This is a genomic window from Streptomyces sp. NPDC001787, assembly GCF_040297465.1.
Lineage (GTDB): Bacteria > Actinomycetota > Actinomycetes > Streptomycetales > Streptomycetaceae > Streptomyces.
On sequence record NZ_JBEOZE010000001.1, the window covers coordinates 157,292 to 179,196 of the forward strand.

At 72.9% G+C, this 21,905-nt stretch carries 20 protein-coding genes; 6 read left to right on the top strand and 14 right to left on the bottom strand.

Going from position 1 to position 21,905, the window contains the following annotated elements:
- The first annotated feature begins 240 nt into the window (after window positions 1–240).
- Window positions 241–1,038: a 3-hydroxybutyrate dehydrogenase gene (locus tag ABT170_RS00680; protein ID WP_329943350.1), complete on the top strand. Its 798-nt coding sequence runs from the start codon at window positions 241–243 to the stop codon at window positions 1,036–1,038.
- Between the two features lie 143 nt (window positions 1,039–1,181).
- Window positions 1,182–3,203 (top strand): helix-turn-helix domain-containing protein, encoded by a 2,022-nt coding sequence (locus tag ABT170_RS00685; protein ID WP_329943349.1) that lies wholly within the window; start codon window positions 1,182–1,184, stop codon window positions 3,201–3,203.
- Between the two features lie 155 nt (window positions 3,204–3,358).
- Here the strand turns inward: ABT170_RS00685 and ABT170_RS00690 are convergent, their stop codons facing one another.
- The 7 genes from ABT170_RS00690 to ABT170_RS00720 form a co-directional block, all read right to left on the bottom strand.
- The gene (locus ABT170_RS00690; RefSeq protein WP_329943348.1) at window positions 3,359–4,276 is read right to left on the bottom strand and encodes an alpha/beta hydrolase; all 918 of its coding nucleotides are present in this window, start codon (window positions 4,274–4,276) and stop codon (window positions 3,359–3,361) included.
- Window positions 4,273–5,406 carry a branched-chain amino acid ABC transporter permease gene (locus ABT170_RS00695; RefSeq protein ID WP_502970452.1) on the bottom strand — a complete coding sequence of 378 codons (1,134 nt, stop codon included), beginning with the start codon at window positions 5,404–5,406 and terminating at the stop codon, window positions 4,273–4,275. The genes ABT170_RS00690 and ABT170_RS00695 overlap by 4 nt, the downstream gene beginning before the upstream one ends.
- Window positions 5,403–6,290 (bottom strand): branched-chain amino acid ABC transporter permease, encoded by an 888-nt coding sequence (locus ABT170_RS00700; RefSeq protein WP_329943347.1) that lies wholly within the window; start codon window positions 6,288–6,290, stop codon window positions 5,403–5,405. The genes ABT170_RS00695 and ABT170_RS00700 overlap by 4 nt, the downstream gene beginning before the upstream one ends.
- Window positions 6,290–7,042: an ABC transporter ATP-binding protein gene (locus ABT170_RS00705; protein WP_351863577.1), complete on the bottom strand. Its 753-nt coding sequence runs from the start codon at window positions 7,040–7,042 to the stop codon at window positions 6,290–6,292. The genes ABT170_RS00700 and ABT170_RS00705 overlap by 1 nt, the downstream gene beginning before the upstream one ends.
- Before the next feature lie 101 nt (window positions 7,043–7,143).
- Window positions 7,144–7,908: an ABC transporter ATP-binding protein gene (locus ABT170_RS00710; protein WP_329943346.1), complete on the bottom strand. Its 765-nt coding sequence runs from the start codon at window positions 7,906–7,908 to the stop codon at window positions 7,144–7,146.
- 4 nt (window positions 7,909–7,912) lie between these two features.
- Window positions 7,913–9,151 (bottom strand): substrate-binding domain-containing protein, encoded by a 1,239-nt coding sequence (locus ABT170_RS00715; RefSeq protein ID WP_329943345.1) that lies wholly within the window; start codon window positions 9,149–9,151, stop codon window positions 7,913–7,915.
- Window positions 9,152–9,310: 159 nt separating this feature from the next.
- The gene (locus tag ABT170_RS00720; protein ID WP_266930265.1) at window positions 9,311–9,922 is read right to left on the bottom strand and encodes a TetR family transcriptional regulator; all 612 of its coding nucleotides are present in this window, start codon (window positions 9,920–9,922) and stop codon (window positions 9,311–9,313) included.
- 229 nt (window positions 9,923–10,151) lie between these two features.
- Here ABT170_RS00720 and ABT170_RS00725 point away from each other — a divergent pair, with 229 nt between their 5' ends.
- The 4 genes from ABT170_RS00725 to ABT170_RS00740 all read left to right on the top strand — a co-directional run bounded on the left by ABT170_RS00725 (window position 10,152) and on the right by ABT170_RS00740 (window position 14,261).
- Complete coding sequence (locus tag ABT170_RS00725; RefSeq protein ID WP_329943344.1) at window positions 10,152–11,465, top strand: glycosyltransferase family 4 protein; 1,314 nt, start codon at window positions 10,152–10,154, stop codon at window positions 11,463–11,465.
- Between the two features lie 67 nt (window positions 11,466–11,532).
- Complete coding sequence (locus ABT170_RS00730) at window positions 11,533–12,264, top strand: class I SAM-dependent methyltransferase (protein ID WP_329943343.1); 732 nt, start codon at window positions 11,533–11,535, stop codon at window positions 12,262–12,264.
- Window positions 12,261–13,334, top strand: a complete 1,074-nt coding sequence (locus tag ABT170_RS00735) for a prenyltransferase (protein WP_329943342.1) — start codon at window positions 12,261–12,263, stop codon at window positions 13,332–13,334. The genes ABT170_RS00730 and ABT170_RS00735 overlap by 4 nt, the downstream gene beginning before the upstream one ends.
- A 150-nt stretch (window positions 13,335–13,484) precedes the next feature.
- Window positions 13,485–14,261 carry a maleylpyruvate isomerase family mycothiol-dependent enzyme gene (locus ABT170_RS00740; RefSeq protein WP_329943341.1) on the top strand — a complete coding sequence of 259 codons (777 nt, stop codon included), beginning with the start codon at window positions 13,485–13,487 and terminating at the stop codon, window positions 14,259–14,261.
- A 48-nt stretch (window positions 14,262–14,309) separates the two neighbouring features.
- Here ABT170_RS00740 and ABT170_RS00745 read toward each other — a convergent pair whose 3' ends face one another.
- The 7 genes from ABT170_RS00745 to ABT170_RS00775 form a co-directional block, all read right to left on the bottom strand.
- Window positions 14,310–15,320 (bottom strand): LLM class F420-dependent oxidoreductase, encoded by a 1,011-nt coding sequence (locus ABT170_RS00745; RefSeq protein ID WP_329943340.1) that lies wholly within the window; start codon window positions 15,318–15,320, stop codon window positions 14,310–14,312.
- A gap of 113 nt (window positions 15,321–15,433) precedes the next feature.
- Window positions 15,434–16,252, bottom strand: coding sequence for a DUF5336 domain-containing protein (locus tag ABT170_RS00750; protein ID WP_329943339.1), 819 nt, complete (start codon window positions 16,250–16,252; stop codon window positions 15,434–15,436).
- Between the two features lie 177 nt (window positions 16,253–16,429).
- Entirely contained in the window at window positions 16,430–17,368 is a 939-nt protein-coding gene (locus tag ABT170_RS00755) for an N-acetylmuramoyl-L-alanine amidase (protein WP_329943338.1), read from the bottom strand.
- 23 nt (window positions 17,369–17,391) lie between these two features.
- Window positions 17,392–18,048, bottom strand: coding sequence for a class I SAM-dependent methyltransferase (locus tag ABT170_RS00760; protein ID WP_351863230.1), 657 nt, complete (start codon window positions 18,046–18,048; stop codon window positions 17,392–17,394).
- A 169-nt stretch (window positions 18,049–18,217) separates the two neighbouring features.
- Entirely contained in the window at window positions 18,218–19,525 is a 1,308-nt protein-coding gene (locus ABT170_RS00765; RefSeq protein WP_329943336.1) for a M20/M25/M40 family metallo-hydrolase, read from the bottom strand.
- The gene (locus ABT170_RS00770) at window positions 19,522–20,916 is read right to left on the bottom strand and encodes a cytosine permease (RefSeq protein ID WP_329943335.1); all 1,395 of its coding nucleotides are present in this window, start codon (window positions 20,914–20,916) and stop codon (window positions 19,522–19,524) included. Before ABT170_RS00770 ends, ABT170_RS00765 begins: the two co-directional genes overlap by 4 nt.
- Window positions 20,916–21,869, bottom strand: a complete 954-nt coding sequence (locus tag ABT170_RS00775; RefSeq protein ID WP_266930245.1) for a DUF1177 domain-containing protein — start codon at window positions 21,867–21,869, stop codon at window positions 20,916–20,918. The genes ABT170_RS00770 and ABT170_RS00775 overlap by 1 nt, the downstream gene beginning before the upstream one ends.
- Between the last annotated feature and the right edge of the window lie 36 nt (window positions 21,870–21,905).

Below are 21,905 nucleotides of genomic sequence, written 5' to 3' on the forward strand. Positions count from 1 at the left end.
ACCCGGTGACCCGGTGACCGGGTCGGGACGGCTCGCTGCCCGCGTCGGCGATCCGGCGCGCGGGGTGTGTGCCGCCGCGCCCGTGTGACGACCGGCGCGTCCCCCGCGGGGCTCCCGGTGCGCCGCGCCGTCGCTTTCCCGGCCCGCCCCGCACCATGTACGCCGCCACCATGTCCTCGTACGAGGGTGTGTGCACCGGCGCCGTGTGATGAGGGCCGCGCCCTCCCTACCGTGACGGCCATGCAGACTTCCCCGCGCCCCGACCGGGCCAACGCACCCCTCCCCGCGGCCGACCGGTTCCTGGCCGGACGGGCCGCCCTGGTGACCGGAGCGGCGAGCGGCATCGGACGGGCCTGTGCCGAGGCCCTGGCCGCCGCGGGCGCCCATGTCCATGTCGTGGACAAGGCCGCCGCGCCCGCGAAGGATCTGGCGGAACGGATCGGCGGGACGGCCTGGGTGATCGACCTCGCAGTGCCCGCGACGGTGGAGACCCTGCCCGCCGACGCGGACATCGTGGTCAACAATGCGGGGCTCCAGCATGTGGCCCCGGTGCACGAGTTCCCGCCGGACCGCTTCGCGCTGATCCACCGGGTGATGGTGGAAGCGCCGTTCCGCGTCTTGCGCCGCACGCTGCCCGGCATGTACGAACGCGGCTGGGGACGCGTCGTGAACATCTCCTCCGTCCACGGACTGCGTGCCAGCCCCTACAAGTCGGCCTATGTGTCGGCCAAGCACGCACTGGAAGGACTCAGCAAGGTGGTCGCGCTCGAAGCGGCGGAGCACGGGGTGACGAGCAACTGCGTCAGCCCCGGCTACGTACGCACGCCCCTGGTGGAGAACCAGATCGCCGCGCAGGCCCGCACCCACGGCATCTCCGAGGAGGAAGTGGTGGGCCGGGTGATGCTGGAGCGCAGCGCGATCAAGCGCCTGATCGAACCGGCCGATGTCGCCGAGGCCGTCCTGTGGCTGTGCGGGCCGCGTACGGGGCACATCACCGGCACCTCGCTCTCCATGGACGGCGGCTGGACGGCCAACTGACCCCGGCCGGGCCGCCGGCGGCCGTCGGCAGCCCGCGAGTACCGGCGGCAAGTCCCGCCCCCTCCTCGTCCCCCTCCCGAGCCCTCCGTCCCTCCCGAGCCCTCCGTCCCTCCCGTCCCGCCCTCCCGAGAACGCTGGCGCCCATGTCCGGACCGTCCCCTTCCCCCGCCGCTCCCGCCGTCCCCGCCGCGCCCTTCCTGCGCCGTCTGCTGGACCTGCTGGCCGACGACGCGCCCGCCGAGGCGCTGGGCGCCGTCTCCTCGGAGGCGAGGGCGGCCGGGGTGCGGGCGGACGAACTGGCCGAGGTGGAGAAGGCGGTCGCCACCGCCCTGCGGATCAGGGGCGCCCTGCGTCAGCACCGGCGCCGGGAACTCCAGCTCACGGCCCTCTTCGACACCGCCGGGGACCTGGCCGCCTCCCGCGACCTGGACGAGGTGCTCAACGCGATCGTGCGCCGGGCGAGGATGCTGCTCGGCACCGACACCGCCTACCTCACGCTCCCCGACGAGGAGGCCGGGGACACCTATATGCGGGTCACCGACGGGTCCGTGTCCACGGTCTTCCAGGGGCTGCGCCTCGAACTCGGCGAAGGGCTCGGTGGCCTGGTCGCCCAGACGGCGAGCCCGTACGCGACCCCCGACTACGGCACCGACGAACGCTTCCGCCACACCCGCAACATCAACGCCGGAGTGCTCGCGGAAGGGCTCGTCGCCATCCTCGGCGTGCCCCTGCTGCTCGGCTCCAGCCGGGGCGGTACGGGAAAGGTCATCGGCGTCCTCTTCGCCGCCGACCGCGCCCCCCGGGTCTTCGGCCCGGACGAGGTCGCCCTGCTGTGCTCACTGGCCGCGCATGCCGCGATCGCCATCGACACCGCCCGCGCGCTCGCCGACACCCGCGCCGCCCTCGACGAACTCGCCGGGGCCAACGCGGAACTGGCCGGGGCGAACGCCGCCGTACGGGAACACTCGGCCGCCATGCGGCGCGCCGAGGAGTCCCACGACCGGCTCACGGACCTGGTGCTGCGCGGCCGGGACGTCAAGGATGTCGCCGCCGCCGTCGCCGGGCTGCTGAACAGCCCGCTGACCATCCATGACCCGGGCGGCCGGCCGCTCGCCGCCGTCCGTCCCGACGGAGCGGGGTTCGCCGCCGACAGTATGGACGCCGGCTGGCTGGCGGAGACGGCCGAGGAGTCCCGCGCCGGGGCGCGTGCCGTCCACCGCGGCGGGCGCGTGATCTGCGCGGTGCTGGCCGGACAGGAGCTGCTGGCCGGTCTCGTACTGCACCGGCGCGAACCGCTCGACGACTCCGACCGGCGCCTGTTCGAACGGGCCTCCGTGGTCACCGGCCTGCTCCTGCTGATCAGACGCACGGTGGCCGAGACCGAGAACCGGATCAGGGGCGAGCTGATCGGCGATCTGCTGAGCGGCGCGGAACGCGACCCGGCCGGACTCGCCGAACGCGGGCGCCGTCTCGGCATCGACCTGGACCGGCCGCATCTGGTGCTGGTGGCGGAGGCCGGTGCCCGCGAGAGGCTGGCCGCCGCCGCCATGCGGTACCTGTTCGGCGGCGACATCCACGGGGTGAGTGCCGAACACGCCGGAAAGGTCGTCCTGTTGATCGAGTACGGGGCAGACGGGGCGGCGGAGGGGCAGCCCGGGGACGACGGCGGGCCCGGCGCCGGAGAGGCGGCCCGCGCCGCGGCGGCCCAGCTCGGCCAACTGGTCCAGGCCCCCGTCACCGTCGCGGCCACCGGCCCCGCCCGGGGCCCGCGCGAACTGGCCGCCGCCTGCCGGGAGGCGACGCGCTGTCTGCGGGCCATGCGCGCGCTGGGACGTACGGGTCAGGGGGCGTGCGTCGACGAACTCGGCTTCCTCGGCGTGGTGCTGGGCGACGCGCAGGACGTCGACGGTTTCGTCGACGCCACGCTGGGGCCGTTGCTGCGGTACGACGAGCGGCGCGGCACGCATCTGGTGCGCACGCTCGCCGCGTACTTCGGTGCGGGCGGCAGCCTGATCCGGGCGAAGGACGAACTGCACGTGCACGTCAACACGGTGGTGCAGCGGCTCGACCGGATCCAGATCCTGCTGGGGCGCGACTGGAACGAGCCGGACCGGGCGCTGGAGCTGCAACTCGCCCTGCGGCTGCACGGGCTGTCGGGCGGCTGACCGACGGACGGGCGGTCCGCTGGCGGGACGACCGTACGGCAGCGGGGGCGGCGCCCACCTCGCGCTCGGCCGCCCCCCCCGCTCAGCCCCCCCGCCACGTGCCCCCTTCGCACGCCCCCGACCCGTACACCCCCACGCCCCCGTCGCGCCCGCCCTCAGCCGCCGGAACCCTCCGGGCCCGCCGCCGCCAGCAGGTGCCGGGCCACCTCCCCGGCCCCCGCGTCCCCCGTCAGCAGCGTGTAGTGGTTCACGTCCGCCACCGCCACCGCCCGTACGCGGGTGTCCTGAAGGCCCGCCGCCGCCAGCCGGGAGGCGTCGTACAGGCCCTGCTCCTCGTCCATCAGTCCCCGTGCCGCCCACAGCAGGGTCGCGGGGCCCGGCAGCCGGTGGACCGCCGCGAGGACCTCGTCGTCGAACAGGCCGATGCCGTCCGCGCGTACCGCCTCGATCCGGCACGTGGAGCGCAGTTCCGGCTCCTCGCCCGTCAGGTCGCGCTGGATGTACGCGTCCACGTCGGCGGACCACGCCCCGGCGAACGCGGGGTGCGCCTGCCAGAACGCCCGGTACGCGGCACGGTCGGGGAACGTCATCGACAGCCGGTCCATGGCCGGGCCGATCACCGCCGTCATGAGTTCGTCGGGCGACAGATGCGTGGGGGCGGGGAAGCCGAACCCGCCGTCCACCAGGACCGGCGGGCCGAACAGCGCCGGATGGCGCACCGCGGCCAGCGCCGCCACGAAGGCGCCCATCGAGTGCCCCGCCAGCGCCACCCGGCCGCCCCCGGGAGCGAGTGCGCCGGCGACCGCCGCCGCGTCGTCGGCGTGCGCCGCGATCCCGTACGGCTCCGGCAGCCCGCGGCTTTCCGCCCGGCCGCGCAGATCCGGGGCGACCAGGGTGACCCGGCCCGCCAGTCGCCGGGCCACCGGGCCCCAGGAGAGCGCGTTGGCGGTGATCCCGTGCAGGGCCACCACCACCGGGGCGCCGGAGTCGCGGGCGGGCCAGCGCAGTACGGCCAGGTCGCCTCCGGCGACCGGGACCCGGAGCTCCTCGTGCAGCGGTGTGTACGTGGTCATGGGCGTCGGTTCTCCTTCGTGGTTCCCCGTGGCGGGGCCGGCCGGGACGACAGGCGCGAGGGCAGCCGGGCGAGGCCGCCGGGCAGCAGATGTACCACGGCCACGAACACCACGCCGAGCAGGAACAGCGGCTGGGAGAGCGGAACGCGCAGCACGGCGGGCAGGTCGGCGACCGCTCCCGACCCCGCGAGGTCGCCGAGGCGGTGATCGGCCCAGGTGTAGAGGATGCCGCCGGCCATCGGCCCCCAGCGGGTGCCCGATCCGCCGAGCACGACCATCACCAGCAGGGACAGCGTGAAGTCGGACGTGGTGGTCTGCGGGGTGGAGCCGCCGGTGAGCAGCAGATGGACCAGCCCGCCGAGCGCGGCCAGCGCACCGGCCAGGACGAAGGCCGTCAGCTTGAATCCGTACGGTCTCAGGCCCAGGACCTCCACCCGGCGTTCGTTCTCCTTGATGCCTTCCCAGACCCGCCCGGTGGGGGAGCGGACCGCCCAGTGGACGACGCCGAGCGTGAGGACGAGGTAGGCGAGCGAGACCCAGTAGAGGTTCGCCGTGTGCTCGATGCCCACCAGCGCGGAGGGCAGCAGGTCGGCGGGGGCCGCCCGGCCCTCCTCGCCGCCGGTGATGCCGCCCGGGTCGCGGGCGACCAGGAGCGAACCGGCCTGGGCGAAGGCGAGCGTCACCATGGAGAAGCCGATTCCGGTGACCCGCAGGCTCACCGATCCCAGCACCACGGCCAGCGCGATCCCGAAGCAGAGGCCGAGGACGGCGGACAGGGCGAACGGCAGCCCGGCCTCCAGCAGGAACATGTTGGTGGCGTAGCTGCCCGCCGCGAAGTACAGCGCATGGCCGAAGGAGAGCAGTCCGGTCCGGCCCAGCAGCAGGTCGTAGCCCGTGGCCAGCGCGCCGAACAGCAGGCAGGTGGCGAGGAGTTGGAGACTGCCGGGACTGCCGACCGGGCCGTCCAGCAGGCCGGGCAGGGGCAGTGCGCTGTACGGGGCGACGATCAGGAGCGCCAGCGCGGCGGCGGGCCACCAGCGCAGCAGCCGGGCCGCGGCTCCGGGCGCCCCGGACGGGGCCGCCGCGGAGGCGGGGCCGGTGTGTCCCTGTGTCTCGGTGGCGGTGCTCACGCGAGCCTCCCGGTCAGTCCGCTCGGGCGGACGAGCAGCAGCGCGGCGAGCAGGACGACGACCGCCAGGTCGCCGAGGCCCGCGGCGGTGTAGTAGTTGGCGAACTGCTGGACCAGGCCGATGACGACGGACGCCACGGCGGCGCCGGTCACCGATCCCATGCCGCCGGTGACCACGACCACGAAGGCGAAGATCAGCAGCGAGGTCCCCTGCCGGGGGTCGACGGAGCCGAAGTACAGCCCGCCGAGCGCCCCGCCGAGCGCGGCGGCGGCACCCCCGATGGCGAAGACGAGGGTGAAGGCCCTGCGGACGTCGATGCCGAGCGCGGTCACCATGGCCCGGTCCTCGACGCCCGCCCGGACGACCAGACCGTGCCGGGTCCGGCCGAGGAAGAGCCGCAGCGCCAGCAGGACGAGGACGGCCGCCGCGATCAGCACCAGCCGGTTGACGGGGACCTGCGCGCCCAGCAGCCCGAAGGTGCCGGACAGCGCCCGCGGCCCGGGGAACGTCAGCGCGTCCGGGCCCCAGATGCCGGACAGCAGCGCGGGAACGGCGAGCCCCACCCCGACCGTGGCGAGGACCTGTTCGCGCGGCCGGGTGTAGAGCGGGCGCACGACGGCGAGTTCCAGCACGATGGCGGCGAGGGTGCCCACCGCCGTGCCGAAGAGCACGGCGAGGACGAAGCCCGCCCCACCGCTCCCGGCGCCGGGCAGGTTCCCGGACGCGGCCCACCAGGTGCCGTACGCCCCGATGGACAGCAGCGCCCCGTGCGCGAAGTTGAGCACATCCATCAGGCCGAAGATCAGGGAGAGCCCCGACGCGATGAGGAAGTAGAGGGCTCCCAGACCGAGTCCGGTCATGGTGAGCAGAACGATGGTGGACATCAGGAATCCGCCTCCGCGGTCGGGGAAGGGGCGGGGGACGCGGTGGCGGCGCCGGCACCGGGGGCGTGGCGGCTGCCCACCCCCAGCAGCCGGCGGGCCGCCTCCGCGTCGTCCAGCAGGCCGCCGGCCGGGCCCTGGTGGGCCGTGCGGCCGTCCGCGAGCACCACACAGTGCCCGGCCAGCCTGCGGACGACGGCGAGGTTCTGCTCCACGAGCAGCACGGGCACCGCCTCGGCGGCCCGCTCCAGCACCTGGGCGACCTCGGTGACGACCCTGGGCGCGAGCCCCTTGGTCGGTTCGTCCGCGATGATCAGGGCGTTGCCGTTGAGCAGGGTGCGGCCGATGGCCACCATCTGCTGCTGGCCGCCGGACAGTGTCCCCGCCAACTGCCTTGCCCGGCGCTTGAGTTCGGGGAACAGCTCATGGACGAGCGGATAGTCGGGGCCGTCCGCGCCGGCCCGTTCGGCCAGCCGCAGGTTCTCCGCGACGGTCAGCGAGGCGAAGATCCCGCGGTCCTCCGGGGCGTAGCCGATGCCGCGCCGCACCAGTGTGTGCGTGGGCAGCGTCACGGTCTCCTCGCCGTCGAGCCGTACGCTCCCGTCGCGCGGGACGAGCCCGAGGATGCCGCGTACGGTCGTCGTCTTCCCGGCGCCGTTGCGGCCCAGCAGCGCGGTCACCCCGTGCCGGGCCACATCCAGGTCGACGCCGTGCAGGATGTGCCGGCCGCCGATGAGCACCCGCAGGTCCCGCACGGCGAGCAGGACATCGGGGCCGGGCGCCGCGCTCCCGGGTGCGGCGTCGCCGGGCCGCGCGCCGCGGGTCTCCGTGCCGCCGGGTTCCGTGCCGCGGGATGTCACAGTCCCTCCCCGAGGTAGGCCTGCTGTACGGCGGGGTCGGCGGTCACGGCCTCCGGGGTGCCCAGCGCCAGCAGACTGCCGTGGTGCATCACCGCGAGCCGGTCGGCCAGACCCAGCAGGACGTCCATGTGGTGCTCGACCATCAGGACGGTGCGCCCCTCCTCGCGGTGCAGGGTGCGGATCAGCTCGGTCAGCGCGGGGACCTCCTCCGCGCTGACCCCGGCCATCGGCTCGTCGAGCAGCATCAGCCGCGGATCGCCCACCAGCAGCACGGCGAGCTCCAGCTTCCGCTTCTCGCCGTGCGACAGTTCGGCGGCGGGCGTCGACGCCCGGTGCCCGAGACCGGTGCGCTCCAGCACGCCGCGCACCTCGGCGTCGTACGGGGCGGCGCGCCGCCACAGCCGGTACGAGCCGCCCCCGGCGGCCTGCGCGGCCAGCCGGACGTGCTCCGCCACCGTCATCGCGGGCCAGAGGCTGGACGTCTGGAAGGTGCGTCCGATGCCGCGCCGGGCCCGGGTGTGCACGGGCAGCCGCGTCAGATCGGTGCCGTCCAGCGCGAGGGTGCCCGCGGTCGGGGCGGTGATCCCGCTGATCAGGTTGAACAGCGAGGTCTTGCCCGCCCCGTTGGGGCCGATGAAGGCCAGGAACTCGCCCTCCCGGACGCTCAGCGAGACGTCCTCGACGATGGTGGCCCCGCCGATGGTCCAGCCGAGCCCGGTGAGCCGGAGCACGGGAGCGGTGAGGGTGTCGGGAGCGGTCATCGGCTCAGCCCGCCGAGGGCTTCGCGGGCGGGGCCACCTCGTCCATCGGCGCGGTGGACACCAGCTCCGGTACGGCGGTGGCGCCCTTCCCCGTGAGCCTGGCGACGAACATCGGCTGCACCAGGGCGTGGTCCTCGGCACGGATGCGCTGCTTGCCCTTCACCCCGTCGAAGGTCCAGCCCTCCAGGGCCTTCACCATCGCCGAGGTGTCCGTGGCGCTGCCGTCCCGGACGGCCCGCACCACCATCTGCGCGGCGGTGAAACCGTCCGGGGTGAACAGGTCGGGCGTGCCGCCCGCCTCGGCGACCCCGTCCAGCATCGCCTTCTCGACGGCGTTGCCGCCGCCCGCGCCGGGGAAGTAGTGCGCCAGGAACGAGACCTTGGAACCGGCCGCTCCGAACACCGGGTAGGAGGCCGTACCGGCCAGCCCGGTCACCACCTTGCCCGCGTCCAGCACCCCCTGCTGGTCCAGCGCGGTCCACAGCGCGGGGGCGGTGGAACCGGCCCAGGCCACGAAGACCAGATCGGGCCCGGCGGCCTTCACCTGGCGGGCGAACGGCGTCAGGTCCGTCGCGCTGGGCGGCGCCAGCACCGACCCGACCTCGGCGCCGCGCTCCCCGAGGACGGCCTTGACGGCGGCGACGTTGGCCTGGCCGAAGGTGGAGTCCTGGGCCAGCACCGTGACCTTCTTGCCCCTGGCCTCGCCCAGCATCGTGCCCGCCGTGAGGATGTCCTGGTAGGACTGCCGGCCGGAGCGGAAGGTGTACTCGTTGACCCCGGTCACGGCGTCGGTGGCGGCCGGGCCGTCGATGTACAGCACCTTGTTCTGGGCCGCGAGCGGGGCCATCTGGAGGGCGACGCCGGAGTCGGTGGTGCCGGCCAGCACCTTGTAGCCCTTGCCGATGAGGTTCTTCGCGGCGGAGACCGCCTTGCCCGGGTCGCCCGCGTCGTCCTGCTCGGTGACCTCGATGCGGTGGCCGTCGACCTTGCCGGTGCCGCCGGTGGCGTGGTCGAGGCCCGCCATGAACCCGTCGCGGTACTGCTTCCCGTACGCGGCGAGCAGCCCGGTACGGGAGTAGACCAGGCCCACCCTGACGGTCCCGTCCTTCTCCCCGGCCGAGCCGCCCCCGGAGCCCCCCGCCTGGCCGGCGGCGGTGCAGCCGGTCAGCAGGAGCCCGGCGGTGGCCAGGGCCGTGAGGGTCAGCGATCTGGGACGGACGGTGCCTACGGCTCTGCGACGCATGGTGACCGGCTCCTCGGCGTGGTTCGGTGATGTGCGCCGAACCGTATGAAGAGCGTCGCGCCGTCGACATGGTGCAGGGCACCTCACCTGACGGGGGCCGCATGTGGCCGCGGTACATGGGTGCCCGGGAGGGCCGCCGCGCGGGGGCCGCGGCGCGCGCTACCGGGGGCCGGGCTCCGCCGTCACGGCGATGAGCCGGCACACCGTCTCGATGTCTATCTTCACCTGGGCGATCGAGGCCCGCCCCGACAGCCAGGTGATCAGCGCGGAGTGCCAGGTGTGCTCGATGACCCGTACCGCGGAGAGCTGTTCCGGCGTCGGGTGCTCCAGTCCCATCGCGTCCAGGATGATCGCCGTCGTGAGCCGCGAGACGGTGTCCACCTCGGGGCTCACACTGCGGTCCGCGAACGTCAGCGCGCGTACCATCGCGTCAGCCAGATGAGGTTCGCGCTGGAGGGCGCGGAAGGCCCGCATCAGGGTCTCGGCGACCCGCTGCGCGGCGTCGTCCCCGGCGGGCGGGCGTTTGCGGAGCGTGGAGTGCATGTGCTGGAGCTGGTCCTGCATGGTGGCCACCAGCAGATGGACCTTGGAGGGGAAGTAGCGGTACAGGGTGCCCAGGGCGACCCCGGCGGCCTCGGCCACCTCGCGCATCTGCACCGCCTCGAAGCCGCCCCGGCCGGCGAGCTGGGCGCTGGCGTGCAGGATGCGGCGGCGGCGGGCCTCCTGGCGTTCGGTCAGCGGAGGCGCTGCGGGTCTGGCTTCCGCGGTCATGAGTCCCCATCCATGGCTTTCGTCCGCATCCGGGAGCGGTCGAGCGAGCTGCCGGGCGCGCACAGCATGCCAGGGTGCCCGCCGTGGCGCGAATCACCTGATCCGGCTGTCACGCCGACGCTACCTGCCGGTAGATTCGAGCCCTGTTGAACGAGCCGGTCTGAAACTTGTTCTAGATTAGCGCGAGCGGTTACGCTCCGGCGAACACGCAGTGAGAAGGGGGCCGAGTGTGACCGCTGAGGCCATAGAAACGGGCCCCCGCACGGGCGACGGCACGTCCGGCCGTACCGGCGACGGGCCGCTGCGCATCGCACTCCTCACCTACAAGGGAAACCCGTTCTGCGGCGGCCAGGGCGTCTACGTACGCCACCTCGCCCGCGAGCTGACCCGGCTGGGCCACAGCGTCGAAGTGATCGGTGCCCAGCCCTACCCGGTGCTCGACGAAGGCGTCCCGCTCACCGAACTGCCGAGCCTGGACCTCTACCGGCAGCCGGACCCGTTCCGCACCCCGGGCCGCGGCGAGTACCGCGACTGGATCGACCTCGCCGAGGTCGCCACCATGTGGACCGGCGGCTTCCCCGAACCCCTCACCTTCAGCCTGCGGGCCCGGCGCCATCTCGCCGCCCGCCGGGGCGAGTTCGACGTCATCCATGACAACCAGACCCTCGGCTACGGTCTGCTCGCCGACCTCGGCGCCCCCCTGGTGACCACGATCCACCACCCCATCACCGTCGACCGGCAGCTCGACCTGGACGCCGCCGAGAACCGCCGCCGCCGCGCCTCCGTGCGCCGCTGGTACGGATTCACCCGGATGCAGAAGCGCGTGGCCCGCCGGCTGCCCTCCGTCCTCACCGTCTCCGGCTCCTCGAAGCAGGAGATCACCGACCACCTCGGCGTACGCGAGGACCGCATCCGGGTGGTGCACATCGGCGCCGACACCGACCTCTGGTCGCCCGACCCCTCGGTCGCCGAGGTACCCGGCCGGATCGTCACCACCTCCAGCGCCGATGTCCCGCTCAAGGGTCTGGTCCACCTGGTCGAGGCCCTCGCCAAGCTCCGTACCGGCAACCCCCGCGCGCACCTCGTGGTCGTCGGCAAAAGGGCCGAGGACGGACCGGTCGCGCAGGCCATCGCACGCCACGGCCTCCACGACGCCGTCGACTTCGTCAAGGGCATCAGCGACGCCGAACTGGTCGACCTCGTGCGCGGCGCCCAGATCTCCTGCGTGCCCTCCCTGTACGAGGGCTTCTCGCTGCCCGCCGCCGAGGCCATGGCCACCGGCACCCCGCTGGTGGCCACCACCGGCGGCGCCATCCCCGAAGTCACCGGCCGCGACGGGGAGACCTGTCTCGCCGTGCCGCCCGGCGACTCCGACGCGCTGGCCACGGCCCTCGCCCGGCTGCTGGGCGACGGGGAGCTGCGGGCCCGCCTCGGCGCCGCGGGCCGCGACCGGGTGCTGGCCAACTTCACCTGGGCCAGGGCGGCCGTCGGCACCGCCGAGCTGTACCGTCAGGCGATCGCGGCCAGCGGAGCCCGCAGGTGACCGCCCCGGCGCCCCGCACCCCCTGATCCCCCCGGACCCCGTACCTCCGACCTCGAAGGCAGGCCCCGTGCTGACCGTCGACTTCACCCGCTTCCCGCTCGCCGCAGGCGACCGAGTGCTCGATCTGGGCTGCGGTGCCGGCCGGCACGCCTTCGAGTGCTACCGGCGCGGCGCCCAGGTGGTGGCCCTCGACCAGAACGGCGAGGAGATCCGTGAGGTCGCGAAGTGGTTCGCCGCGATGAAGGAGGCCGGGGAGGCGCCACAGGGCGCCACGGCCACCGCGATGCAGGGCGACGCCCTCAATCTGCCCTTCCCCGACGACTCCTTCGACGTCGTGATCATCTCCGAGGTCATGGAGCACATCCCCGACGACAAGGGCGTGCTCGCCGAGATGGTCCGGGTCCTCAGGCCCGGCGGCCGGATCGCGATCACCGTGCCGCGCTACGGCCCCGAGAAGGTCTGCTGGACGCTGTCCGACGCGTACCACGAGGTCGAGGGCGGCCACATTCGCATCTACAAGGCCGACGAACTGCTCGGCAGGATCCGCGAGGCCGGACTCAAGCCGTACGGCACCCATCACGCCCACGCCCTGCACAGCCCCTACTGGTGGCTGAAGTGCGCGTTCGGGGTCGACAACGAGAAGGCGCTGCCGGTGCGCGCGTACCACAAGCTGCTGGTCTGGGACATCATGAAGAAGCCCATGGCCACCCGGGTCGCCGAGCAGCTGCTCAACCCGGTCGTCGGCAAGAGCTTCGTCGCGTACGCCACCAAGCCGCACCTCACCAGGGCCGAGGCGTGAGCACTCCCGAGCAGACCGAGCACCTCGTCCTGCCCGGGGTCCTCACCGCCGAGCAGGCCGCCGAGACGGTGGCCGCGCTGGTGGCGGCGCAGTGCGAGAACGGGGCGCTGCCCTGGTTCCGCGGCCATCACCTCGACCCGTGGGACCACACCGAGGCCGCCATGGCGCTGGACGCGTCGGGCGAGCACGCGGCGGCGGAGCGCGCCTACGACTGGCTCGCCCGCAACCAGAACGCCGACGGCTCCTGGTACGCCGCCTACCACGACGGCGATCCGGGGCGGCCGACCGACCGGAGCCGCGAGAGCAACTTCTGCGCCTACGTCGCCGTCGGCGTCTGGCACCACTACCTCGCCACGGGCGACGACGCGTTCGTCGACCGGATGTGGCCGACCGTCTACGCCGCGATCGAGTTCGTGCTGGGGCTCCAGCAGCCGGGCGGTCAGATCGGCTGGAAGCGCGAGGCGGACGGCACCGCGGTCACCGACGCCCTGCTGACCGGCTCCTCCTCCGTCCACCAGGCCCTGCGCTGCGCGCTGGCCCTCGCGGAACGCCGTGAAGAGGCCCAGCCCGACTGGGAACTGGCGACCGGAGCGCTCGCGCACGCGATACGCAGCCACCCCGAGCGCTTCCTGGACAAGAGCCGCTACTCGATGGACTGGTACTACCCGGTCCTTGGCGGCGCGCTCACCGGGGCCGCCGCCACCCGCCGCATCCAGGAGGGCTGGGACCGCTTCGTCGTCCCCGGTCTCGGGGTCCGCTGTGTGCTGCCCAACCCCTGGGTGACGGGCGGCGAGAGCTGCGAACTCGCCCTGGCGCTCTGGGTCATGGGGGAGTCCGACCGGGCGCTGGAGATCCTCCAGTCCATCCAGCACCTGCGCGCCGAGGGCGGGATGTACTGGACCGGGTACGTCTTCGAGGGCAGCCGGGCCTTCTGGCCGGAGGAGCTCACCACCTGGACCGTCGGATCGCTGCTCCTCGCGGTGGCCGCGCTCGGGGGCGACGAGGCGACCACCGCGGTCTTCAGCGGCGAACGGCTGCCCATGGGCCTGGAGCCGGACTGCTGCGGCTGACCGGTACGACGGCGGGAGCGGCGGAGCCCGCCGGGGCGGCGCGGGACCCGGAGGGGTGGTACGGGTGCCTGTCCGGCACCGCGCGGACGAGCCCGACCAGGAGCGCTTAATCACATGAACGCGTCCCGTGCCGCGTTCTAGGGTGCGGGCATGACCGCACTCACGTACGACCGCTACTGCGACGAGATCCTGGCCCAGACCGACGAACTGCGCGCGCTGCTCAAGGGCGCGGACCTGGCGGCCCGGGTCCCCACCTGCCCCGACTGGAGCCTGCGGGAACTGGCCACGCACGTGGGCGGCGCGCACCGCTGGGTGGGCGAGATCGTTGGGTCCCGGGCCACCGAGGACATCCCCGAGGAACGGATTCCGGGGTTCGCCGGACCGGACGGCGAGAGCCCGGCGGCGCTCGACGCCTGGCTCGCCGAGGGCGTGGACACGGCGGTCGCGGCCCTGCGCGAGGCCGGATCCGGCGCGGAGGTCTGGACATGGGCCTGGGAGCTGCGGACGGACTTCTGGGCGCGGCGGATGACGCACGAGACCGTCGTCCACCGGGCCGACGCGGCCCTGGCCGCCGGGACGGTGTTCGAGGTGGCGCCCGAGGTCGCCGCCGACACCATCGACGAATGGCTCCGCATCGTCGCCTTCTCCCAGGCCGGCGGCGACCCGGAGGCGGCCGAACTGCGGGGCGGCGGACGCTCGTTGCACCTGCACGCCACGGATGTGCCGGACGCCGAGTGGCTGATCGAGTTCGGTGAGGACGGCTTCACCTGGCGGCGGGCGCACGAGAGGGCCACCGTCGCCCTGCGGGGACCGCTCACCGATCTGATGCTTGTCTTCAACCGCAGGCTGGCCCCCGGCAGTGACCGGGTCGAGGTGCTCGGCGACGCGGAGCTGCTGGACTTCTGGCTGGAGCGCTCGTCGTTCTGACGGGCCGGGCGCGGGCCGGTGCGCACGGCCCCGGCCGCACGGGCCCGCTCAGCTGTTGAGCTCCGCCAGTACGCGCAGGGTGGCCGGGTCCGGTGCCGTGACCAGAAGATCGGTGACCGGGCCCCGGCGCCACAACTCCAGCCGCTCCTTGATGCGTTGGCGCGGGCCGACCAGGGAGATCTCATCGGCGAACGCGTCGGGAACCGCCTGCACGGCCTCCTGCCGGCGTCCCTGGAGGAACAGCCGCTGGATGTGGCGGGCCTCCTCCTCGAATCCCATCCGGGCCATCAGGTCCGCGTGGAAGTTGCGCGCCGCGTGCCCCATCCCGCCGATGTAGAAGCCGAGCATCGCCTTCACGGGCAGCAGCCCCTCCGCGACATCGTCGCAGAGCTGCGCCCGTGCCATCGGCGCGATCATGAACCCCTCGCGGAGCCCGGTCAGCGAGGCCTCGTACACATCCGTGCGCGTCGGTGACCAGTACAGCGGCAGCCAGCCGTCCGCGATCCGGGTCGTCTGCGCGATGTTCTTCGGCCCCTCGGCGCCCAGCAGCAGGGGCAGGGAGGACCGCAGCGGATGGGTGATCGGCTTCAGCGGCCTGCCGAGCCCGGTGCCGTCCGCACCGGTGTACGGGTGGGAGTGGAAGCGGCCGGCCAGTTCGACGGGGCCCTCGCGCGCCAGGACCTGGCGGACGACGTCGACATATTCGCGGGTGGCCGTCAGCGGGCTCTTCGGGAAGGGCCGGCCGTACCACCCCTCCACCACCTGCGGACCGGAGAGCCCGAGACCGAGCATCATCCGGCCACCCGAGAGATGGTCCAGGGTCAGCGCGTGCATGGCGGTCGCGGTGGGCGTACGGGCCGCCATCTGCGCGATGGCCGTGCCCAGCCGGACGCGTGAGGTGTGGGCGGCGATCCAGGTCAGCGGGGTGAAGGCGTCCGAGCCCCAGGCCTCCGCCGTCCACACCGAGTCGTAGCCGAGTTCCTCGGCCTCCCGGGCCAGGGCGAGATGGCCGGGATTCGGGCCGCGGCCCCAGTATCCGAGCGCGAGTCCGAGCCGCATTCCGGTCCCTCCAACGGTATGTGACGCTACGTCAGATCAATGCCGCGCTCCGGGACTGTACGACAACGGCCCCCCGCCCGGAAGGGCGGGGGGCCGCGGGGCCGTGCGCGGGCTCAGCCGCGCTGGATGCCCGTGGTGTCCTGGAGGACGCCACGACGGCCGTCCTGCGTCTGGGCGATGAGGCCCGGACCGCGCTGCTCCACCGCGAGGTACCAGGTGCCCGGCGCCAGTTCGGCGATCGGGTTCGGCGAACCGTCCTCGCCGTACAGCGGACGGGCCACCGGAACGGCGAACCAGAACGGGGTGAAGTCGCCGGCCGGAGCGGCGGCACCCTGCTGCGCCTGGGCCGCCTGCGCCGGGTCGGGCTGACCGGGCTGCGCGCCGTACGGCTGGGACTGGCCGGGCTGCGCACCGTACGGGGACTGCTGGCCGCCGGGGTAGCCGTAACCCTGGCCGGGCTGCGGCTGGGCGCCGTACGGCGACTGCACGCCCTGTGCCGGACGCGGCGCACCGGCGAGCGGGGCCTTCAGCGCGGGGACGAGCGGACCGGCGACCGCGCCGGCCGCCAGCACGATGGCCGCCAGCAGGCCGAGGATCATGCCCGCGCCCGCGTCATTGGCGTCGATGATCGTCCAGAAGGCCGTCCACAGTGCGAAGACCGTGAACGCGGCGCCGAGCTGGGCGAGATCGAGCCCCACGACCTTGCGGCCCGGGTTGGCGCGCCCGACGATCAGCAGCGCCGCACCGATGACACCGGCCAGGAAGATGCTCATCAGGAGCGAGAGCGAGTCCCAGGCGTTCGCGCTGTACTGGGAGCAGTCGACGCCCCGCGGGCAGTCGTAGCCGGAGAGGTCGAGGAAAGAGGCGATGAACAGCACGACCGCTGCTCCGATCACCACGCCGTCGCCTCGAGTGAGGGAGCGGATATTCACGTGAAGGTCCTTAGTCGGTCGTCTCGTCGGGGCGGTCGTCGCTGCCGCCGTTGCGGCGGGCACGGCAATGAGGCTCGGGAGCGGCTCCCCATCGTACGGATGAATCTATCGTCTGCCCGGCCGGGTTGCGCCCCGGCCCGGAACCTGAACGGGTATCCCCCCAATTTCAACCCAGAACTACCCCTTCAGGTAGCTGGTGATGCCATCGGCCATGCCCTGGGCGGCCTTCTGGCGCCAACTCCCGCTGGTGAGCAGGGCGGCGTCCTTCGGGTCACGCATATTGCCGCATTCGATGAACACTTTGGGCACGGTCGACAAATTCAGTCCGCCGAGATCTCCGCGGGTGTCCAGTCCGGTTTTGCCGCCGATGTAATTGGAAGGCGCAGTTCCGGTGGTCCGCAGGAAGTTGCCCGCGATCCGGGCACCGAGTTCGGCCGACTGTTCGACGATCTTCGAGGTGTCCGCGGCGCCCGAGCGGACCCGTGCGGGGAGGATCACGTGAAAGCCGCGGTTTCCCACGGCGGACCCGTCCGCGTGGACCGAGAGCACCGCGTCGGCGCCGGCCTCGTTGCCGATCCTGGCCCTCTCGTCGACGCACGGCCCGAAGGGGCGGTCGTTGTCGTACGTGAGTGTCACCTCGGCCCCCCGCGCCCGGAGCAGATCGCGCAGTCGGTGCGACACGTCGAGGGTGAACAGGGCCTCCGCGTAACCCCCGTCGGTGGAGGTCCCGGTGGTGTCGCACTCCTTGGACGCGGTGCCGATGTCCACCTGGCGGCCGATCTCCCGGGTGTGCTCGCGGTTGCGCGGATTGTGGCCCGGGTCGATCACCACGGTCCGGCCGGTGAGCGGCCCCTTCGGCGGCTTCGGCTCCGCGGACGCCGAGGGCTTCGCCGGCTCCGTACCCGGACGCGGGCTCCCGGGGGAGGCGGACACCGGGGCGGACGGTGACGCCGGTAGGGACGCGTCGGCGCCGGAGCCCGGCCGGGGCCGCGCGCCACCGTCGTCGCCGCCACCTCCTCCGCATCCGGCGACGGTCAGACAGAGCGAGGCCAGCGCGGCGGCGGTGAGCAGGGGCCGGGCGCGGCGGGTGGGGGGAACGCTGTCGTCGTACGGCACGCGGGCGATGGTATCGGGGCGGGTCAGATACCCGGTCCGGTACGCCGCAGGACGCGGAGCGAGTCCGTCGCGGACACCTCGGTGAACGCCCCGGAGGCCAGCGCCCGCTGATGGATCCGGTACGGGGCCCGGCCGCCGTCCGCCGGATCGGGGAACACGTCGTGGATGACGAGCAGCCCGCCCTCGGCGACGTGCGGGGCCCAGCCCTCGTAGTCGTTGGTCGCGTGCTCGTCGGTGTGACCGCCGTCGATGAAGACGAGGCCCAGCCTCCCGGCCCAGACGGCCGCGACCTGCGGCGACCGCCCCACGAGCGCCACCACGTGCTCCTCCAGACCTGCTCGGTGCAGGGTGCGGCGGAACGTCGGCAGGGTGTCCATCAGCCCCAGCTCCGGGTCCACCACGGACGGATCGTGGTACTCCCAGCCGGGCTGCTGCTCCTCGCTGCCGCGGTGGTGGTCGACGGTGAGCGCCGTGACACCGGCGGTGCGGGCGGCGTCGCCGAGCAGGATCGTGGAGCGCCCGCAGTACGTCCCGACCTCCAGCAGCGGGAGCCCGAGCGCGGCGGCCCCGGTGGCGGCGGCGTACAGGGCGAGCCCCTCATGTACCGGCATGAAGCCCTTGGCGGCCTCGAACGCGGCGAGAATCTCCGGCTTGGGCCCGGCTGCGGACTCGGCGGCCACGGGTTCCTCCTGGTGGGGCGGGTGGGGGCCTCTCGTCGGGCGAGAGACCCCGGGGGCTGTGCGGGACGGCGCCCCATCGTGCCGTACGCCCCCGCCGAGGGCACCGGCGGGGGCGTACGTGGGGTGAGCCCGGGTCAGGGCGGGCCCCCTGGAAGAGCTGCGGCGTCAGTCAGCAGCTCTGCCAGAGTCGGGTCATGACGCGGACGCCGAAGCGCAGGCCCTCCAGCGGGACGCGCTCGTCCACACCGTGGAAGAGGCGGCCGTAGTCCAGGTCGTGCGGCAGCTTCAGACCCTTGAAGCCGAAGCAGCGGATGCCCAGGTGCGTGAAGGCCTTGGCGTCGGTGCCGCCCGGGTTGCAGTACGGGACGGGGTGGCCGTCCGGGTCCTCGGCGCGCACCGCCTCGCACATCGCGTCGACCAGCGGGCCGTCGAACGTCGTCTCCATCGCGATGTCGTGGTTGACCCACTCACGGCTGACGGAGGGGAGCAGGAGCTTGTCGATCGTGTCGATCAGTTCCTGCTCGTGGCCGGGGAGGAAGCGGCCGTCGACGCGGGCGGTGGCCTTCCCGGGTATGACGTTGGTCTGGTAGCCGGCGTTGAACATGGTGGGGTTCGCCGAGTTGCGGAGCACCACCTGCATGAAGTCCGCGACCGGGCCCAGCCTGGCCAGACTGGCCTCGATGTCGTTCTCGTCGAACTCGACACCGTAGAGGCGTGCGGCCTCCTCCAGCAGGGCGCGGACCGGCTCGATCAGACGGATCGGGAAGGTCTCGCGGCCGATCCGGGTGAGGGACTCGGCGAGGTCGGTGACGGCGTTCTCGTCGTTGGGCGAGGAGCCGTGCCCGGCCCGGCCGTTCGCGGTGAGCTCCATCCAGGCCATGCCGCGCTGGGCGTTCTCGATGGGGTACAGCCGGCGCGTGTCGTCGATGGCGAAGGAGAAGCCGCCGCCCTCGCCGATCGCCTCGGTGACCCCGGAGAAGAGGTCGGGCCGGTGCTCGACCAGCCAGTGGGCGCCGAACTTGCCGCCCGCCTCCTCGTCGGCGAGGAAGGCGAGCACCACGTCGCGGGACGGCTTCGTGCCGGTGCGGGCGAAGTGCCGGGCGGTGGCGAGCATGACCGCCACCGTGTCCTTCATGTCGATCGCGCCGCGGCCCCAGAGGTAGCCGTCGCGGATCTCGCCGGAGAACGGCGGTACCTGCCACTCGGAGGCGTCCGCGGGGACGACGTCCAGGTGGCCGTGGACCAGCAGCGCGCCGCGGGTGGGGTCGGCGCCGGCGATCCGGGCGATGACGCTGGCCCGTCCCGGGGCGGACTCGACCAGTTCGGAGGCGATGCCCACCTCGGCGAGGCGGCCCACCACCCAGTCGGCGGCGGCACGCTCGTCGCTGGTCGGGTTGGAGGTGTCGAACCGGATCAGCTCGGCGCAGAGGTCCACGACCTCGCTCTGGGCCTGATCGGAGGCGGGGGTGAGGGTCATGCTGCTCCTGCCGGAGTGGTCGCGCGGGCGGCGGGGGCGGAGGCGGTCTGCTCCTCGTCGTCCAGGGTGGAGGTGCCGTACGGCTTGATCCAGCCCAGCAGGCCGAGCGCGCAGTACAGCAGGAAGGCGGTGACCAGCGAGTTGAGGGCCGGGATGCCGCCGTCGTAGAACTTGCCGACACAGAACGCCACGACCCAGATGACCAGGGACATCGGCACCCAGGTGGGCGAGGTCAGCGGAAGGGTCTCCGCCTCACGGGTGTCGTCCAGCGGCTTGCGCATCCGCTTCACGACCCAGTACTCGGCGACGATGATGCCGCCGATCGGCGGGATCATCACGCCCAGCAGGGAGAGGAACTCCGTGAAGTGGGTCATGATGCCGACCGCGGACAGGAGCGTGCCGGCGATGCCGAGGACGACGGTGACCACGCCGCGGTGCAGCCGCTTGCGGAAGACGACCTGGAAGAAGTTGACGACGCCGAGCGAGGAGCCGTACAGGTTCCAGTCGTTGATCTTCGCGGTGGACATCAGGACCACCATCACGCCGAAGGCGCCCGAGGTGGAGAGCACGATGTGGGACACATCGCTCGACTTCACCAGGTGACCGAGCAGCACACCGACCATGCCGACGATGTACTCGGACAGGATCATCGAGGAGGCGCTCTGCACGAAGACGTGCGAGCCCTTGCGGTTGTAGCGGGTCATCTCCGGGGAGACGATCGCACCGGTCATGTAACCGCCCGCGATGGCGGTGGCGGCGACGGCCAGCGGGATCGCCTCACCGGGCGGCGGCGAGTTGATCAGGTCGCTGAGCGAGTGGTCGTTGAGCGTCGTGATGATCGACCAGGCGACCATCCCGAAGAACAGCGGGGTGACGATCTTGGCGAAGAGGGCCATGTACTTGAAGCCGAAGATCACCAGGGCGGTGATGGCGATGCCCGCGATCACGCACCACATCCAGGACGGTCCGCCGACCAGCGCCGAGACGCTGTTGCCGAAGATCGTGTTCTGGACGCCGAACCAGCCGACGAGGCTGACCGCGATGACAAAGCTGACCAGTGCGGAACCGTTTCGGCCGAAGCCCGCCCAGCGGGTGAGCATCGGGGTCGCCAGACCCTCGCGCATTCCGGCCAGGCCGATCGCGAAGATCACGATCTCCAGGATCACCGCGCCGAGCGTGAAGGCGAGGAAGGCGTCCCCGAAGGTCATGCCGACGCCGATGGTGGCGCCCAGCGTGAACTGGGAGATCGAGCCGGACTGGGCCAGCCACTGGAGCAGCATGGACCAGAAGCCGAAGCGCTTGTCTCGCGGGACCCGCGAGAGCGAGTAGTCGTCGCTGCCGATGCTCTTGGCCTCGGGGGCCGTGGCGCCGGCCTGGGGGGCGGATGCCATCAGGACTCCTGGGGTATGCGGCCGAGGGTCTGCAGGTGAGCCAGCGACCCGTAGCGGTTGACGAGGTTGTCGAACTCCACCGCGTCGTGGAAGTCCAGATTCCCGGCGCCGAAGGCCTTGGCGACCTCCACGGCGTAGCGGGCGGCGGACGCGATGTCGCTCTCGTGACTCGCGCCCGTCTGGCAGCCCGGCACCGCGGCGGCCGAGGTGACCGCGAGACCGACGACCGGAGCGGCGGTCGCGGTGGCGGGCTGGAGGATCGAATTGATGTGGTGTGCACCGTTACCGTACGGCGTGATGTCCTGCGTGGTCACCGGGTATGTGACCAACGGCTCACCGGTCACCACGGCCAGCAGCTCCCCGAGCTGCTCGCTGACCCGGAGCACCCAGCCCTCCTTGACGGTGGGGGACAGGGCCAGGCCCTTGTGGTTGATGATCCGGTTGCCCTTGGTGGTGTCGATGGAGAGCACGGCCTCCATCTCCTCGGTCACCTCGTGCCGGTTCATCGTCGCGATGTCCACGGGGGAACCCATGAACGGCACCGGGTCGTGCGGCTCGGTCGGCGCGTTCGGGCAGATGTGGGTGGCGACGATCACATCGCCGGGAAGGACATCGCCGCGGCGGCGCATGTCGAGGAGCTTCGCCGCCGTCGCGATGGCGCTGGCCGCGCCGTCGGCGTCGGAGACCAGTCCGGTCACCTCGGGCCGCGCGCCGATCCCGCCGAGCCGGCCGACCACACCGAGGGTGCGGGCGCTGCCGCCCGACATGCGGCCGTGGGAGCCGGGGATGCGGACGAGCACGAAGTCCGTCGAGCCCTGCTCACCGGCGACGGTGGTGACCTGCGCGGACGAGCCCTCGGCCCCCGCCGCGGAGTCGAGGTACTCGACGACCGTCTTGCCATTCACCTGGGGATCGTCCAGAAGCTCGACGATGTCCAGTACGTACTTCAACATGGGGGGCCTTTCTCCTGATCCGACACCCGCCCGGCG

Bases quoted from the DNA above. Each gene is read 5' to 3' on its own strand.
- ABT170_RS00710 (WP_329943346.1), bottom strand. From the start codon at position 7,908: ATGACCGCTCCCGACACCCTCACCGCTCCCGTGCTCCGGCTCACCGGG.
- ABT170_RS00700 (WP_329943347.1), bottom strand. From the start codon at position 6,290: ATGTCCACCATCGTTCTGCTCACCATGACCGGACTCGGTCTGGGAGCC.
- ABT170_RS00720 (WP_266930265.1), bottom strand. From the start codon at position 9,922: ATGACCGCGGAAGCCAGACCCGCAGCGCCTCCGCTGACCGAACGCCAG.
- ABT170_RS00685 (WP_329943349.1), top strand. From the start codon at position 1,182: ATGTCCGGACCGTCCCCTTCCCCCGCCGCTCCCGCCGTCCCCGCCGCG.
- ABT170_RS00765 (WP_329943336.1), bottom strand. From the start codon at position 19,525: ATGACCCTCACCCCCGCCTCCGATCAGGCCCAGAGCGAGGTCGTGGAC.
- ABT170_RS00680 (WP_329943350.1), top strand. From the start codon at position 241: ATGCAGACTTCCCCGCGCCCCGACCGGGCCAACGCACCCCTCCCCGCG.
- ABT170_RS00745 (WP_329943340.1), bottom strand. From the start codon at position 15,320: ATGCGGCTCGGACTCGCGCTCGGATACTGGGGCCGCGGCCCGAATCCC.
- ABT170_RS00770 (WP_329943335.1), bottom strand. From the start codon at position 20,916: ATGGCATCCGCCCCCCAGGCCGGCGCCACGGCCCCCGAGGCCAAGAGC.
- ABT170_RS00775 (WP_266930245.1), bottom strand. From the start codon at position 21,869: ATGTTGAAGTACGTACTGGACATCGTCGAGCTTCTGGACGATCCCCAG.
- ABT170_RS00740 (WP_329943341.1), top strand. From the start codon at position 13,485: ATGACCGCACTCACGTACGACCGCTACTGCGACGAGATCCTGGCCCAG.
- ABT170_RS00715 (WP_329943345.1), bottom strand. From the start codon at position 9,151: ATGCGTCGCAGAGCCGTAGGCACCGTCCGTCCCAGATCGCTGACCCTC.
- ABT170_RS00690 (WP_329943348.1), bottom strand. From the start codon at position 4,276: ATGACCACGTACACACCGCTGCACGAGGAGCTCCGGGTCCCGGTCGCC.